General features: G+C 64.2%; 14 protein-coding genes. 3 read left to right on the top strand and 11 right to left on the bottom strand.

What is annotated here, in order from left to right; all coding sequences use genetic code 11:
* Window positions 1-21: 21 nt before the first annotated feature.
* The 3 genes from acnD to prpB are packed head-to-tail and all read right to left on the bottom strand — an operon-like array spanning window position 22 to window position 4,707.
* Complete coding sequence (acnD, locus tag NCCP691_RS10725; RefSeq protein ID WP_220808265.1) at window positions 22-2,634, bottom strand: Fe/S-dependent 2-methylisocitrate dehydratase AcnD; 2,613 nt, start codon at window positions 2,632-2,634, stop codon at window positions 22-24.
* 4 nt (window positions 2,635-2,638) lie between these two features.
* Window positions 2,639-3,790, bottom strand: a complete 1,152-nt coding sequence (gene prpC / locus NCCP691_RS10720) for a bifunctional 2-methylcitrate synthase/citrate synthase (RefSeq protein WP_220808264.1) — start codon at window positions 3,788-3,790, stop codon at window positions 2,639-2,641.
* A gap of 26 nt (window positions 3,791-3,816) precedes the next feature.
* Window positions 3,817-4,707, bottom strand: a complete 891-nt coding sequence (gene prpB, locus NCCP691_RS10715; RefSeq protein WP_220808263.1) for a methylisocitrate lyase — start codon at window positions 4,705-4,707, stop codon at window positions 3,817-3,819.
* Between the two features lie 205 nt (window positions 4,708-4,912).
* Between prpB and prpR the strand changes: the two genes are divergently transcribed.
* Both prpR and NCCP691_RS10705 read left to right on the top strand, forming a co-directional pair.
* A complete protein-coding gene (gene prpR / locus NCCP691_RS10710; protein WP_220808262.1) occupies window positions 4,913-6,523 on the top strand; it encodes a propionate catabolism operon regulatory protein PrpR in 1,611 nt (536 codons plus the stop codon).
* A gap of 196 nt (window positions 6,524-6,719) precedes the next feature.
* Window positions 6,720-7,181, top strand: coding sequence for a hypothetical protein (locus NCCP691_RS10705; RefSeq protein ID WP_220808261.1), 462 nt, complete (start codon window positions 6,720-6,722; stop codon window positions 7,179-7,181).
* 257 nt (window positions 7,182-7,438) lie between these two features.
* On the opposite strand, the gene NCCP691_RS10700 is transcribed toward NCCP691_RS10705, so the two are convergent.
* The 5 genes from NCCP691_RS10700 to petA form a co-directional block, all read right to left on the bottom strand.
* Window positions 7,439-7,915 carry a hypothetical protein gene (locus NCCP691_RS10700; RefSeq protein ID WP_220808260.1) on the bottom strand — a complete coding sequence of 159 codons (477 nt, stop codon included), beginning with the start codon at window positions 7,913-7,915 and terminating at the stop codon, window positions 7,439-7,441.
* A gap of 13 nt (window positions 7,916-7,928) precedes the next feature.
* Entirely contained in the window at window positions 7,929-8,336 is a 408-nt protein-coding gene (locus NCCP691_RS10695) for a DUF6531 domain-containing protein (RefSeq protein ID WP_238482398.1), read from the bottom strand.
* Between the two features lie 294 nt (window positions 8,337-8,630).
* Window positions 8,631-10,070: a cytochrome c oxidase accessory protein CcoG gene (gene ccoG, locus NCCP691_RS10690; RefSeq protein ID WP_220808259.1), complete on the bottom strand. Its 1,440-nt coding sequence runs from the start codon at window positions 10,068-10,070 to the stop codon at window positions 8,631-8,633.
* 17 nt (window positions 10,071-10,087) lie between these two features.
* A complete protein-coding gene (locus NCCP691_RS10685) occupies window positions 10,088-10,261 on the bottom strand; it encodes a DUF3149 domain-containing protein (protein WP_220808258.1) in 174 nt (57 codons plus the stop codon).
* A gap of 44 nt (window positions 10,262-10,305) precedes the next feature.
* Entirely contained in the window at window positions 10,306-10,914 is a 609-nt protein-coding gene (gene petA / locus NCCP691_RS10680; RefSeq protein WP_220808257.1) for a ubiquinol-cytochrome c reductase iron-sulfur subunit, read from the bottom strand.
* A gap of 429 nt (window positions 10,915-11,343) precedes the next feature.
* Between petA and NCCP691_RS10675 the strand changes: the two genes are divergently transcribed.
* Window positions 11,344-11,601, top strand: a complete 258-nt coding sequence (locus tag NCCP691_RS10675; protein WP_220808256.1) for a hypothetical protein — start codon at window positions 11,344-11,346, stop codon at window positions 11,599-11,601.
* A gap of 49 nt (window positions 11,602-11,650) precedes the next feature.
* Here NCCP691_RS10675 and NCCP691_RS10670 read toward each other — a convergent pair whose 3' ends face one another.
* The 3 genes from NCCP691_RS10670 to NCCP691_RS10660 all read right to left on the bottom strand — a co-directional run bounded on the left by NCCP691_RS10670 (window position 11,651) and on the right by NCCP691_RS10660 (window position 14,289).
* Window positions 11,651-12,844 carry an aminotransferase-like domain-containing protein gene (locus NCCP691_RS10670; RefSeq protein WP_220808255.1) on the bottom strand — a complete coding sequence of 398 codons (1,194 nt, stop codon included), beginning with the start codon at window positions 12,842-12,844 and terminating at the stop codon, window positions 11,651-11,653.
* 137 nt (window positions 12,845-12,981) lie between these two features.
* Window positions 12,982-13,812: a PhzF family phenazine biosynthesis protein gene (locus NCCP691_RS10665; RefSeq protein WP_220808254.1), complete on the bottom strand. Its 831-nt coding sequence runs from the start codon at window positions 13,810-13,812 to the stop codon at window positions 12,982-12,984.
* An 18-nt stretch (window positions 13,813-13,830) separates the two neighbouring features.
* A complete protein-coding gene (locus NCCP691_RS10660; protein WP_220808253.1) occupies window positions 13,831-14,289 on the bottom strand; it encodes a RidA family protein in 459 nt (152 codons plus the stop codon).
* Window positions 14,290-14,313 lie beyond the last annotated feature (24 nt).

Raw genomic sequence — 14,313 nt, 5'->3', positions numbered from 1 at the left:
CCCGGCACAGGCCCGCTTGCGCTAGGCCGCTTTTGCTTCCGATGCCAGGAAGTCCTGGGCGAAGCGCTGCAACACGCCGCCGGCTTCATAGATCGACACTTCTTCCGCGGTATCGAGGCGGCAGGTGACGGGCACGTCGACCCGCTCGCCGTTGCGGCGCTGGATGACCAGCGTGAGATCCGCGCGCGGCTTGCGCTCGCCGATCACGTCGTAGGTCTCGGTGCCGTCGATGCCCAGCGTGAGGCGGTTGACGCCCGGCTTGAACTCCAGCGGCAGCACGCCCATGCCGATCAGGTTGGTGCGGTGGATGCGCTCGAAGCCTTCGGCGACGATCGCTTCCACCCCCGCCAGCCGCACGCCCTTGGCCGCCCAGTCGCGCGACGAACCCTGGCCGTAGTCGGCGCCCGCGATGATGATCAGCGGCTGCTTGCGTTCCATGTAGGTCTCGATCGCTTCCCACATGCGGGTGACCTTGCCTTCCGGCTCGATGCGGGCGAGCGAGCCCTGCTTCACCTTGCCGTCGACCACCACCATCTCGTTCTTCAGCGTCGGGTTGGCGAAGGTGGCGCGCTGCGCGGTGAGGTGATCGCCGCGGTGGGTCGCGTAGGAGTTGAAGTCTTCCTCCGGCAGGCCCATCTTCGCCAGGTATTCGCCGGCGGCGCTGTCGGGCAGGATGGCGTTCGACGGCGACAGGTGGTCGGTGGTGATGTTATCGCCGAGGACCGCCAGCGGACGCATGCCGCGCAGCGTGCGCGGGCTGGCGGCGAGCGCGCCCTGACCTTCCTTGTCCCAGTACGGCGGACGGCGGATGTAGGTGCTCATCGGACGCCAGTCGTACAGCGGCTTGACCGCTTCGGCCGCGGTCGCCTTCTTCTCGAACATCGGGATGTAGACGTTGCGGAACTGCTCCGGCTTGACCGAGGCCTTGAGGATCGCGTCGATCTCCTCGTCCGACGGCCACAGGTCCTTGAGCATGATCGGCTTGCCGCTGGCGTCGGTGCCGAACGCATCCTTTTCGATGTCGAAGCGGATGGTGCCGGCGATCGCATACGCCACCACCAGCGGCGGCGAGGCCAGGAAAGCCTGCTTCGCATACGGATGTATGCGGCCGTCGAAGTTGCGGTTGCCCGACAGGACGGCGGTCGCGTACAGGTCGCGGTCGACGATCTCTTGCTGGATCTTCGGATCGAGCGCGCCCGACATGCCGTTGCAGGTGGTGCAGGCGAAGGCGACGATGCCGAAGCCCAGCTTTTCCAGTTCCTGCTTCAGGCCCGCCTCTTCCAGGTACAGCGCCACTGCCTTGGAACCCGGCGCGAGCGAGGTCTTGACCCAGGGCTTGCGCACCAGGCCGAGCTTGTTGGCGTTGCGCGCCAGCAGGCCGGCGGCGATCACGTTGCGCGGATTGCTGGTGTTGGTGCAGCTGGTGATGGCGGCGATGATCACCGCGCCGTCGGGCATCTGGCCGGGGACTTCCTCCCACTTGCCGGCGATGCCCCTGGCGGCGAGATCGGCCGTGGCCACCCGCGCGTGCGGGTTGGACGGGCCGGCCATGTTGCGCACCACGCTCGACAGATCGAACTTCAGCACCCGCTCATACTCGGCATTCTTCAGCGCGTCGGACCAGAGGCCGGTTTCCTTCGCGTAGATCTCGACCAGCTTCACCTGCTCGTCCGGACGGCCGGTGAGTCTGAGGTAGTCGATGGTCTGCTGGTCGATCGAGAACATCGCCGCCGTGGCGCCGTATTCCGGCGCCATGTTGGAGATGGTCGCGCGGTCGCCGAGCGTGAGCTTCGAGGCGCCTTCGCCGTAGAACTCGAGATAGGCGCCCACCACCTTGGCCTTGCGCAGGAATTCGGTCAGCGCCAGCACGATGTCGGTGGCGGTGATGCCGGGCTGCGGCCGGCCGGACAGCTCGACGCCGACGATGTCCGGCAGGCGCATCCAGGATGCGCGGCCGAGCATGACGTTTTCCGCCTCCAGGCCGCCGACGCCAATGGCGATCACGCCGAGCGCATCCACGTGCGGCGTGTGGCTGTCGGTGCCGACCAGCGTATCCGGGAAAGCCACGCCGTCCAGCGCATGGATCACCGGCGACATCTTTTCCAGATTGATCTGGTGCATGATGCCGTTGCCGGCGGGGATGACGTCCACGTTCTTGAAGGCCAGCTTGGTCCACTCGATGAAGTGGAAGCGGTCTTCATTGCGGCGGTCCTCGATGGCGCGGTTCTTTTCGAAGGCCTGCGGATCGTAGCCGCCGCATTCCACCGCCAGCGAGTGGTCGACGATCAGCTGTACCGGCACCACCGGATTGACCTTGGCCGGGTCGCCGCCCTGCGCGGCAATGGCGTCGCGCAGGCCGGCCAGGTCCACCAGCGCGGTCTGGCCGAGGATGTCGTGGCAGACCACGCGCGCCGGGAACCACGGGAAGTCCATCTCGCGCTTGCGCTCGATGATCTGGCGCAGCGACGGCGTCAGGGTCAGCGGATCGCAGCGGCGCACCAGGTTTTCCGCCAGCACGCGGGAGGTGTACGGCAGCTTGTCGTAGGCGCCCGGCTGGATCGACTCGACCGCCTCGCGGGTGTCGAAGTAATCCAGGTCGGTGCCCGGCAGCTTCTTTCGGAATGAAGTGTTCATGGAATTACTTGCGCTCCTGGATGGGCACGAACTTCAGGTCTTCCGGACCGACGTAGTTCGCGCTCGGGCGAATGATCTTGTTGTCGATGCGCTGCTCGATGATGTGCGCCGACCAGCCCGAGGTGCGGGCGATCACGAACAGCGGCGTGAACATCGCGGTGGGCACGCCCATCATGTGATAGGACACGGCCGAGAACCAGTCGAGGTTGGGGAACATCTTCTTGATTTCCCACATCACCGACTCGAGGCGCTCGGCGATGTCGTACATCTTGGTCGAGCCGGCTTCCACCGACAGCGTGCGCGCGACTTCCTTGATGACCTTGTTGCGCGGGTCGGAGACGGTGTACACCGGGTGGCCGAAGCCGATCACGACTTCCTTGTTTTCGACGCGCTTGCGGATGTCGGCTTCCGCCTCGTCCGGATTGTCGTAGCGCTTCTGGATTTCGAACGCCACTTCATTGGCGCCGCCATGCTTGGGACCGCGCAGCGCGCCGATGGCGCCGGTGATGGCGGAATACATGTCGGAACCGGTGCCGGCGATTACGCGGCCGGTGAAGGTCGAGGCATTGAACTCATGCTCGGCGTACAGGATCAGCGAGGTATGCATCGCCTTGACCCAGCTCTCCTGCGGCTTGCGGCCGTGCAGCAGGTGCAGGAAATGGCCGCCGATGGAATCGTCGTCGGTCTCGACCTCGATGCGCTTGCCGTTGTGGCTGTAGTGGTACCAGTAGAGCAGCATCGAGCCGAGCGACGCCATCAGGCGGTCGGCGATGTCGCGCGCGCCGGGGGCGTTGTGGTCATCCTTCTCCGGCAGCACGCAGCCGAGCGCGGACACGCCCGAGCGCATCACGTCCATCGGATGCGAGGACGCCGGCAGCGCCTCCAGCACCGCCTTGACCTGCGCCGGCAGGCCGCGCAGCGCCTTCAGCTTGGCCTTGTAGCCCTTCAGTTCGGCGACGGTGGGCAGCTTGCCATGGACCAGCAGATGCGCGATCTCTTCGAACTCGCAGGTATCCGCCACGTCGAGAATGTCATAGCCCCGGTAGTGCAGGTCGTTGCCGGTGCGGCCGACGGTGCACAGCGCGGTATTGCCGGCGGTGACGCCGGACAGGGCAACGGATTTCTTGGGCTTGAAGCCGGCTTGTTGTTCGCTCATGGTTGGGTCTCCGGTGGGGATGGGGATTATTTGGATTTCTGCTGCGCGAAGAGCGCATCGAGCTTCTGCTCGAAGTCGTGGTAGTTGATGCGGTCGTACAGCTCCATGCGGGTCTGCATGGTGTCGACCACATTCTTTTGCGTGCCGTCGCGGCGGATCGCCTCGTAGACGTTCTCCGCGGCCTTGTTCATCGCGCGGAAGGCCGACAGCGGATACAGCACCAGGCCGACGTCGACGCTGCGGAGTTCCTCGACGGTAAACAGCGGCGTGGATCCGAACTCGGTGATGTTGGCCAGCACCGGCACCTTCACCGCATCGGCAAAGGTCTTGTACATGTCGAGCTTGGTCATCGCCTCCGGGAAGATCATGTCCGCGCCGGCTTCGACGCAGGCGATCGCGCGATCGATCGCGGCCTCCAGGCCTTCGACGGCCAGCGCATCGGTGCGGGCCATGATCACGAAATTCTCGTCGGTGCGCGCGTCGACGGCGGCCTTGATGCGGTCCACCATTTCCTGCTTGCTGACGATCTCCTTGTTCGGGCGATGGCCGCAGCGCTTGGCGCCGACCTGGTCCTCGATATGCATCGCCGCCGCGCCGAACTTGATCATCGACTTGACCGTGCGGGCAACGTTGAAGGCGGACGAGCCGAAACCGGTGTCCACGTCCACCAGCAGCGGCAGGTCGCAGACGTCGGTGATGCGGCGCACGTCGGTCAGCACATCGTCCAGATTGGAAATGCCGAGGTCGGGCAGGCCGAGCGAACCGGCCGCGACGCCGCCGCCGGACAGATAGATCGCGCGATAGCCGGCGCGCTTGGCCAGCAGGGCGTGGTTGGCGTTGATGGTTCCGACCACCTGCAGCGGGGATTCTTCCTGCACCGCTTTGCGGAAGGCTGCGCCTGGCGAGTGAAGAGGCATGTGTTCCCTTTCGATAAGTTTGGTTTTCTGCGTGCGGCATCATTGCAATCGGTGTGCCATCCGGCATCCGGCGCTTCCCGGCTTTGGTAAAGCTCTACTTTTCAAGCACTTAAGCTCTTCCGGTCGCGCCATCCACACCGCCGGCCGTTTCATTTGTTTCGCAGCGGGCGTACAATTGAAACGCCACTGAAACATGGAGTGAAACATGCGCCAGGCCTCCCGTCCCTCCCCCGATCTGCCGGACAAGCCCATCCTCTGGACGGTCTCGATATCCCGCCTGTCCGACCTGTTCCGCGACATCACGCTGGAATTCGACGACCGGGCCAGCATCGAGCCGATCAACCTCGGCTTTGAAGACGCGGTGCGCCACATCCGCGAGCGACTGGAAACCGAGCATTGCGATGCCGTCATCTCCGCCGGTTCCAACGCCGCCTACCTGAAGAGCCGGCTCTCGGTGCCGGTGGTGACCGCCAAGGCGAGCGGCTTCGACGTGCTGCATGCCCTGGCCCGCGCCCGCAAGCTGTCGTCACGCATCGCCATCGTCACCTACCAGACCACCTCGCCGGAGTTGCAGGAATTCCAGCAAAGCTTCGGCTTGAGCATCGTCCAGCGGACTTATGCGACAGAAGAAGACGCACGCACGCAGATCACCGAACTCAAGGCATCCGGGATAGAAGTGGTGGTCGGCGCCGGTCTCATCACCGACCTGGCGGAAGAAGCCGGCCTCACGGGCGTCTTCGTCTATTCCGCGATGTCGATCCGCCAGGCCTTCGAAGACGCGCTGGAAATCGCGCGTTTCACCCATCTCGAAACCGGCCGCCAGCGCAATCCGCTGGCCGACACCAGGCGCGCGAAACATGGCCTGGCCGACCTGCGCGGCGAGTCCGCCGCCATGGACGCGGTACGCCACTCCATCCAGCTGTTCGCCAAATCGCCCGCCACCGTCCTCATCCAGGGCGAGACCGGTACCGGCAAGGAACTGGCCGCCCAGGCCATCCACCGCGAGAGCCAGCGCGCCCGCCAGCCCTTCGTCGCCATCAACTGCGGCGCGGTCGCGGAATCGCTGCTGGAATCCGAACTCTTCGGCTACGAGGAAGGCGCGTTTACCGGCAGCCGGCGCGGCGGCCATGCCGGCCTGTTCGAAGCCGCCAATCGCGGCACCCTCTTCCTCGACGAGATCGGTGAAATGCCCCTGCCCCTGCAGACACGGCTGCTGCGTGTGCTCGAAGAGCGCGAGGTCGTGCGGGTCGGCGGCACCCGGCCGATTCCGGTCAATGTGCGCATCATCAGCGCCACCCACTGCGACCTCGACCAGCGGGTCAGGGACGGCCGTTTTCGCGCCGACCTGTTCTACCGCCTCGGCGTGCTCAGGATGACCCTGCCGCCGCTGCGGGAGCGGACCGGCGACATCGTCGCCCTCGCGGAATGGGGCCTGAAGAACGCGCTCGCGGCGCTCGGCGTCCGCCCGCACGCCAACCTGCACGCCGAGCTGCAGGCCTGCGCACCGCTGATGGCAGCCTATGCCTGGCCGGGCAACGTGCGTGAGCTGCGCAACCTGATGGAGCGGCTGGCGCTGTTTCTCGCGTCAGAGCCATTACAGGCCCTGACGCCCGGGCTGGTACTGCGCGTCGCGCCCGAACTCAGGAGCGAGACATTATTGGCATCATCCCCGGGCGTTGTGTCGGCACCCCCTTCGGAAACCGTCGAGCAGGTGCTCGCGCGCTTCGCCGGGAATCGGGATGCGGCGGCCCGGCACCTGGGCATCAGCCGTACGACCTTGTGGAGGAGGCTGAACCGGTCCGCTGAACCACGCTAGCGTCTTCCGCGCATGCACGCAGTGACGGTGATTCCGGCCCGGGGCAGCGCGGACTGCGTCTTTGCTGAAACCGGCACGACCGATGCCCCGTTTCCTTTCGCCAGCGACTTGATCAAGGAACAATTGCTCGGCTCACGCCACCCATAGGAGTAGCAGCAATCCATTGACGAACGCATCGTTTGAAGGGGGAATAATAATGGGTGGTGTCAGCACTGTAGGCGGTCCCGCAGGCGGGAACGTTCCAAATACCAATGCTCCGACAAACAATTTCAAGTCCGAACTGAAAACCAAGTCGGATCAGGAACTGTTTGACATGCTTAAAGACCCGAAGCTGTCGAAAGATCAGCTCAAGGACGTCGTTGACGAGATCCTCAGCCGCCGAAAACCAGACGCCGAGACCCCGAACGTCGGCAGCGGCAGTGGCAGCAGCGGTAGCGGTGGTGGCGGCGGTGGCATCGGAGACATGCTCGCCGAATTGCTGAAGAAGCTACTCGGGGGCATCATCTCACCGGAAGACATGGAAAAGCTCAAAGGCCTGCTCAAGGGACTCGGCTTAAGCGACGATAAAATCGACGCCCTGACGAAGTCGCCGGGCGGACAGTCCGGAGGCAGCGGGTCAACTCCTCCGCCGGCTCCGAACAGTGGCGATATAGCCTGAACGAAGCAACCCCGGGGCGGCCTGCGAACAGCGTGGCCGCTCCCGGCTGCCGTGGCTTCCTATCGCATTGTCCCTGTATGCAAAGAATGGGTGTCGCGCAGGTCGCGCCACCCGACAAAGCCCGTGCCACCTCCGCTGAGCCGGCACGGAGGCCGGCCCTACTCACGCCGAACCAGTAGGGACGGCGTCCCTGCCGGCCCAAACTACGCAAGTCCGAAGAATGCTACGCCCACACTTAGAAAGGCATCACATCGCAATCACCTCTCGTAAGTCTCGATCGCGACATATGTCCCCATCTTGCCCTTAACCGAGGTCACGCGGATGTCGACCCGCCCATTCTTCCAGCTGTGATACGTATATCCCTCTGGCGAATGAATCTTCCTTGGCCAAAAGCCGCCCTCCACTATCCGGATCATCACGCTCTTATCGATAGACATTCCAATCCCATCCCTATGGTGCGGGAACTGGATGTGACGAGGCATATACACGTACCAGATAAGAAGACCGTTCATGCCATCCCACGGTCTGCCGTCTGTCGCGGCGATTATCCTGGCGTCCGCTGGCAACTCTATACCAACTCTTTTCTGGATCAGCTCGCGGTGATCTGCTTGGTTTATATCGCTCGGGGCTTCGGGCGGCAAATAGCGGAAGTACATGGCGTAGAAGGCCACGCAGCCAACGACGAGCGCGACTAGGCAAGAGAGGAAGGGACGCTCGCGCAGCAGACGCTTCATAGCCCAGCGTCTACTACTGCCGTACATCTTCGAACTGCCATCGAACGTGTCTTTTGGCTCGCTGTGCCCAATCATTAATTTGCATCAGATAGCCGCGGCCGATGATGCCGTTGGCGTCCGTCGGCTTGCTGAATGCGCTGTTGTAGTGACGCACCAGTTCCAGGCCAAGCACGCCCGGCAAGGCGGGCATGTCGACTTCGCGCTGGTACTTGTTGCCGGTGATGATGTTGATCGGGTTGCCGGCGCCGGTATTGATGTTGGCAGCGTCTCCTTCCGAAGCCGGCGCCCTCATGTTGCACACTGCGCCCGCGTCTGCGGGAGAGCATCGGGCGGGCGCGCCGGCGCCGGCGCCGGCGGAATTGGGCGTGCAATTCTGCGTGCCCGGATCACAGCCCCCGCTGTTCTGACGGATCACGTCCATCAGATTCCGCGGTTGCTGAGCGTATGCGGGCTGTGCCGCGGGAAGCAGCAGGACGGCCAGGACGGCCATCAGCCGCCGGCATCGTGAATTGGGTGTCATCGGCTTGGAGACAAAAAAATGGTTGCACGTTTTTTTTGCTCCGGCAGACGGCAATGGCGAACCGTCCGGGTGGCGTCCGCCTGCGTGGTTGGACGGCTTGGTATGGTCATTGCAGTTTTTGCAATGCGGACCAGTCTAAAGAAATGTTGCTCCGCCGTCCACACGGCTGTGAAGGCGGAGCAACAGAAGAAGGGATCAGGGGATGAGGAAGACGGCCTTTTCCCTCACCTCGACGCCGGCGTCGTCGACGGCACGCACGGTGAAGTGGATGGAATGCGAGCCCTTTTCCGCCGCCTTGTGCGGCACATGCACGCGCACCGGGAAGGCGCGCGTCGAGGCGGGCTGCATGTCGACCTCGGTGCCGTCGTCTATCGTCACGCCCGGCACGCCCGTCACCTCGAGGCGGAAGCGGCGCGGCTGCTCGGCCGTGTTCATCACTTGCAGGCGGTAGACGTTCTCGATGGTGCCGGCGTCGAGTTCACGGGGCAGGCCGCGGTCGCGGATCACATCGACCTTTAGCGGAACGCGCGCGGTGAGCGACAGCGCGGCGGCGAAGACGATCGCCATGAACAGACCGATGTAGATGAGCGTACGGGTACGCAACACGCGGCGCCAGATGTCGCGCTTGCCGAGGCCGTTGTCGATCGCGTTCTGCGTGGTGTAGCGCACCAGGCCGCGCGCGTAGCCGAGCTTGTCCATGACCTGGTTGCAGCTGTCCACGCAGGCGGCGCAGGCAATGCACTCGTACTGCAGGCCGTTGCGGATGTCGATGCCGACCGGGCAGACCTGCACGCACAGTTCGCAGTCGATGCAGTCGCCGAGGCCGAGGCTGGCCGGATCGGCCTTCTTCGAGCGCGCGCCGCGCGGCTCGCCGCGCTTGCTGTCGTAGGTGATGATGAGCGTGTCCCGGTCGAACATCGCGCTTTGGAAGCGCGCATAGGGGCACATGTATTTGCAGACCTGTTCGCGCATGAATCCCGCGAAGCCGTAGGTGAAGAAGCTGTAGAACAGGATCCAGAAGGTCTGCCACGGGCCGAGCGAGACGGCGGCGACCTGGTGCGCGAGACTGCGCACCGGCGTGAAGTAGCCGACGAAGGTGAAACCGGTCCAGCCGGCGACCGCGAGCCAGACCGCATGCTTGGTCGCCTTCAGGCGCAGCTTGCGCAGTGAGAGCGGCGCGGCGTCGAGGCGCATGCGGGCGGAACGGTCGCCTTCGACCTTGTGCTCGATCCAGAGGAAGATCCTGGTGTAGACGGTTTGCGGGCAGGCATAACCGCAGAACAGGCGGCCTCCGATCGCGGTGAACAGAAACAGCGAGAGCGCGGAGATCACGAGCAGCACGGCGAGGTAGATGAAGTCCTGCGGCCAGAACACGAGGCCGAAGACATGGAACTTCCTCGCCTCGAGGTCGAACAGCACCGCCTGCCTGCCGTTCCACTGCAGCCAGGGCACGCCATAGAACAGCAGTTGCGTCAGTCCGACCATGATCCAGCGCCAGGTTGCGAACCAGCCGCTGTAGGCCCGCGGGTAGATCTTCCGGCGCTTTTCGTAGAGCCGCTTCTCGATGACCTTCGTCTCGTGCCCGGGATCGGGCGGCACCGGCTTGATCGGGATGATGTTCGGTTGTGCGGACATGCCTGCCTTCTTTCTTCTCAGGTTTGGGTACGGAGCGCGCCGTCGCCCTGGGCCGGTGGGGATAGTGTGCTCGCGTCCTTGCGGAACGCAAACAGCCAGACGAAGTAGACGATCATCACCAGCAGCACGGCAAAGACGGCCGCGGTGAACAATCCGACATCGCTGGTGAACAGCAGCTTCAGGGCTTGCATGGTGGGCTCCTCATCGTGGTTGAAAAACCTGTCTGCCGGCGACGCTAGGCCTCGCCCTCCTCGTCCCGGCCGATGACGACGCGGGTGGGGCCGAGGAACATGTGGCGCGGCACCTGCAGGTTGTCGGGCGCCGGCTTGTTGGCGAACACGCGTCCCGCGAGGTCGAAGGTCGAGCCATGGCAGGGGCAGAAGAATCCGCCCGCCCAGTCGTCGGGCAGCGAAGGCTGCGGGCCGGTGTCGAACTTGCTGGTCGGCGAACAGCCGAGATGGGTGCAGATGCCGATCACCACGAGGTATTCGGGATGGATCGAGCGATGCTTGTTGCGCGCGTACGGCGGCGTCATCTCGTCCATGTTCCGCTGCGACAGCGGGTCGGCGACCTGCGGTTCGGTCTGCGCGAGCGAGGCCAGCATTTCAGGCGTGCGCCGCAGGACCCACACCGGCTTGCCCCGCCATTCGACGGTTTTCATCTGGCCCGGCGCGAGGTCGCCGATGTCGAGTTCGACGGCGGCGCCGGCGGCGCGGGCTCTTTCGGAGGGCTGGAAGGTACTCACGAAAGTGCCGACCGAGGCCACGGCGGGCACGGCGGCGGCGATGGCGGTGGCGGCGATGAGCTGGCGCCGCTCGGTGTCGATCGGAAGCGAATTGTCCATGTTGCTGTTCCTGAGATGGATTGTTTCCATCTGTCTGGCAACATGCGTGCCACCACCAAGGGCGCTACAAGTACTTGAATCGAAAGGGGATTATCAGCGGTGGAGGCGGCACCGTGGTAGCTGCCGCCGCTGCCACTGTCAACGATGGCAGTCGTGGCAGGGAGGTGGCAGGCGCGAAACTTCATGGAGTTACGGTGCGCGAAGCGCAGGCGCAGCGCCTTGCGTTCTAACTCGTTTGCATCGACGTGCGGCCGTTCAATGTTTGAATTCCGCCCCGATACCTCTGCTCATTTCATCTGTCGTTCAGGATTGTTGAGCAAAGCAGGGTTTCGGCGACCCATGACAAAGGAACAATCCCGAAGCGCATTCCACCCATATCGGCAGCACCCTTATTTTGTAGTCTTAACAACTTTTAAAGAGGCGCTACTCATGAGTCAGAACATCATCTCTGCTCGTCCTGGAGTCAACACGCGTGCCGGCATTGAATACAACAACTTCAGGGATGGTTTGCGTAACAAATCCGACGACGAACTGCGAGACATGCTCAACAGGAACAAGGGACTGACCGATATCCAGATCACGGCCATCAGGGACGAGCTCGCCGCGCGGTCAGCCGAAACAGTGGCCAAGGAGCGCCCTGCCGGGATGGTGGAAGCCGAACGCGTCTCAAGGCCCGATCGCATCTAAGCGACGGGAGACAGGAGCAGCGGGGCCGCTCCTGAACTTCTGCTCTGTCCTACAGCTTATTCGCGATCAGCGCGCCCAGCTTCTGCACCCCTTCGCGGATCTTCTCCGGGGGCACCGTGACGAAGCTCAGTCGCAGCGTGTTGCGCTCGATCTCGTTCGCGTAGAAGGGCGCGCCCGGAACGAAGGCGACGTTCTGCGCGATCGCTTCGTCCAGCAACTGCATCGCGTCGATGTGCTTCGGCAGCGTGATCCAGATGAACATGCCGCCTTCGGGACGTGTCCAGGTGGCCGAGGACGGGAAGTATTCCTGCAGCGCGGCGAGCATGGCCTGGCACTGGTCGGCGTACAGCTTGCGGATGGTCGGAATGTGCTCGTTCAGGAAGCCGTCCTTGATGGCCTCGTAGACCACCATCTGCGTCAACTGCGAGGTATGCAGGTCGGCCGCCTGCTTGGCCTGCTCCAGCTTGCGGATCAGCGGTACCGGCGCGACGACATAGCCGAGGCGGATGCCGGGCGTGAGCACCTTGGAGAAGGAGCCCATGTAGATGACGCCCTCCGGGTTCATGGTCAGCATCTTGGGCAGGGGCTCGCCGCGATAGCTGAGGGCGCCGTAGGGATCGTCCTCGATCAGCGGCAGGCCCAGGCTCGCGCAGGCTTCGACCAGCTGCAGGCGGCGTTCGACGGAGAGCGTGCGGCCGGTGGGGTTCTGGAAGTTCGGCAGCGCGTACAGCAGGCGCGCGCCCTTGGCCAGAGGCGCGACTTCCTGCGGCAGCAGGCCGTGGTCGTCGGTCGGCACCGACAGAAACTGCGGGCGATAGACCGAGAACGCCTGGATGGCACCGAGATAGCTCGGGGTTTCGACCAGCACCTTGCTGCCTTCGTCGATCAGCACCTTGGCCAGCAGATCCAGGCCCTGCTGCGAGCCGGACACCATCAGCACCTGTTCGGGATGGATGCGTGCGCCATCGGTCGAGAGGGAGTTGGCGATCCACTCGCGCAGCGGCAGATAACCATCGGTGGTGCCGTACTGGAGCGCTACCCGGCCCTGCTCCGACAATACCTTGTCATGCGCGGCGCGCATGCGTTCCACCGGAAAGGTGGCGGGGGAAGGCAATCCGCCCGCGAAAGAGATGACTTCCGGACGGACGGTCACCTTCAGGATTTCGCGGATCACCGAGCTTTGCAGCTGCTGCGCGCGCTCGGAGAATTGCCATTGGATCGGGGTCGGGTTTTCCATTTTCATATTCGTCTCGCTGTCAGTGCGCAAAAAGCGCGTTGGCCGGGGGTTGCTTGTGGCTCCCCTCTTTCATGCCGGACATCGGGTGGACGGCCGGCGGAAGCAGGATTGTATATCGGGTGTCAGGTATCAGGGATCGGGCATCAGATCGTGAGGGTGCCTTCCATGCAACTCATGGCGGCGCCGCCGAGCCAGATCGTGTCGCCCTCGTGCGTGATCTCTATCCGCCCGTCGCGCGCCATGCAGCGGCCCTGCCGCGCCTGGTAATCGACGGGTCCCCGTTGTTTTCTCAGGTAATACGCCACCGCACCGTTGCCGCTGCCGCAGACCGGGTCTTCCGGGGTGCCGGCGTGCGGGATCAGGGAACGGACTTCGATCGTTTCGCCGTCTTCGCCGAACAGGTTGATGCCGGCGCCGTCGGCCATCCTGCCCGCGCGGGCGACGGCATCCATGTCGGGCGTGAGGCTGCGCAGCAGCTCGCCGCTCGCCACGCGGCCGGTAAGCCAGGCGATGCCGAGGTCGACGATCACCGGCTCCTCGACGAAGCGCGCGCCGATCGCGCCTTCCAGCGCATCGCGGACTGCGGGCGCGACCGGGATGAACTTCGCGGGCGGAAGCGCCACGCGGATGACATCCTCGCCGAGCGACAGCCGCACCAGACCGACGCCGCATTCCTGCACGATACGGCCCGGCTGCTTCGGCGTGTACCCGGATGACAGTACCGCATGCGCGCTGCCGATGGTGGGATGGCCGGCGAAACGCATCTCGTAGCCAGGGCAGAAGATGCGCAGGCGATAGTCGGCGCGCGGATCTTCCGGGGCGCAGACGAAGGTGGTCTCGGACAGGTTGGTCCAGCGCGCGATCTGCTGCATCTGTTCCGTGCTCAATCCGTCGCCGTCGAGGATGACGGCGACCGGATTGCCCAGGAAGGGCACCCGGGTGAAGACATCGACCTGTCTGAAACGACGCTGCATGCGCCCCTCCTTATGTTGTCAGCCGAGTTCGGCGATCATGTCGATTTCGACGCAGGCGCCGAGCGGAACCTGGGCGACGCCGAAAGCCGCGCGCGCGTGCTTGCCCTGCTCGCCGAACACTTCGCCGATGAGTTCGGACGCGCCGTTGGTCACCAGGTGCTGCTCGGTGAAGTCCGGCGTGGAGTTCACCAGGCTCACCAGCTTGACGATGCGCCTGACCCGGTTGAGGTCGCCGCCACAGGCCGCCTGCAGCGTGGCCAGCAGGTCGATCGCCACCGCGCGCGCGGCCAGCTTGCCTTCCTCGGTGCCGATATCCTTGCCGAGCTGGCCGACCCAGGGCTTGCCGTCCTTCTTGGCGATGTGGCCGGACAGGTAGACGGTATTGCCGGTCTGGACATACATCACGTAGGCGGCCGCGGGCGAGGCGACGGCAGGCAGGTCGATGTTCAGGGCTTTGAGCTTTTCATAGACGGACAAGATGTTCTCCTTTGGATGTGATGA

The sequence above is a fragment of the Noviherbaspirillum aridicola genome, from assembly GCF_019656455.1.
Classification (GTDB): domain Bacteria; phylum Pseudomonadota; class Gammaproteobacteria; order Burkholderiales; family Burkholderiaceae_D; genus Noviherbaspirillum; species Noviherbaspirillum aridicola.
Note: the sequence above shows the minus strand (reverse complement) of the source record. Positions and strands in the feature narration are given on the sequence as shown.

What these genes read in the sequence shown, in the direction of transcription:
- ccoG (WP_220808259.1), bottom strand. Translation starts at nt 10,070, where the DNA reads ATGTCCGCACAACCGAACATCATCCCGATCAAGCCGGTGCCGCCCGAT.
- NCCP691_RS10670 (WP_220808255.1), bottom strand. Translation starts at nt 12,844, where the DNA reads ATGAAAATGGAAAACCCGACCCCGATCCAATGGCAATTCTCCGAGCGC.
- prpR (WP_220808262.1), top strand. Translation starts at nt 4,913, where the DNA reads ATGCGCCAGGCCTCCCGTCCCTCCCCCGATCTGCCGGACAAGCCCATC.
- NCCP691_RS10695 (WP_238482398.1), bottom strand. Translation starts at nt 8,336, where the DNA reads ATGGACGTGATCCGTCAGAACAGCGGGGGCTGTGATCCGGGCACGCAG.
- NCCP691_RS10685 (WP_220808258.1), bottom strand. Translation starts at nt 10,261, where the DNA reads ATGCAAGCCCTGAAGCTGCTGTTCACCAGCGATGTCGGATTGTTCACC.
- NCCP691_RS10675 (WP_220808256.1), top strand. Translation starts at nt 11,344, where the DNA reads ATGAGTCAGAACATCATCTCTGCTCGTCCTGGAGTCAACACGCGTGCC.
- NCCP691_RS10700 (WP_220808260.1), bottom strand. Translation starts at nt 7,915, where the DNA reads ATGAAGCGTCTGCTGCGCGAGCGTCCCTTCCTCTCTTGCCTAGTCGCG.
- acnD (WP_220808265.1), bottom strand. Translation starts at nt 2,634, where the DNA reads ATGAACACTTCATTCCGAAAGAAGCTGCCGGGCACCGACCTGGATTAC.
- prpC (WP_220808264.1), bottom strand. Translation starts at nt 3,790, where the DNA reads ATGAGCGAACAACAAGCCGGCTTCAAGCCCAAGAAATCCGTTGCCCTG.
- petA (WP_220808257.1), bottom strand. Translation starts at nt 10,914, where the DNA reads ATGGACAATTCGCTTCCGATCGACACCGAGCGGCGCCAGCTCATCGCC.
- NCCP691_RS10705 (WP_220808261.1), top strand. Translation starts at nt 6,720, where the DNA reads ATGGGTGGTGTCAGCACTGTAGGCGGTCCCGCAGGCGGGAACGTTCCA.
- NCCP691_RS10665 (WP_220808254.1), bottom strand. Translation starts at nt 13,812, where the DNA reads ATGCAGCGTCGTTTCAGACAGGTCGATGTCTTCACCCGGGTGCCCTTC.
- prpB (WP_220808263.1), bottom strand. Translation starts at nt 4,707, where the DNA reads ATGCCTCTTCACTCGCCAGGCGCAGCCTTCCGCAAAGCGGTGCAGGAA.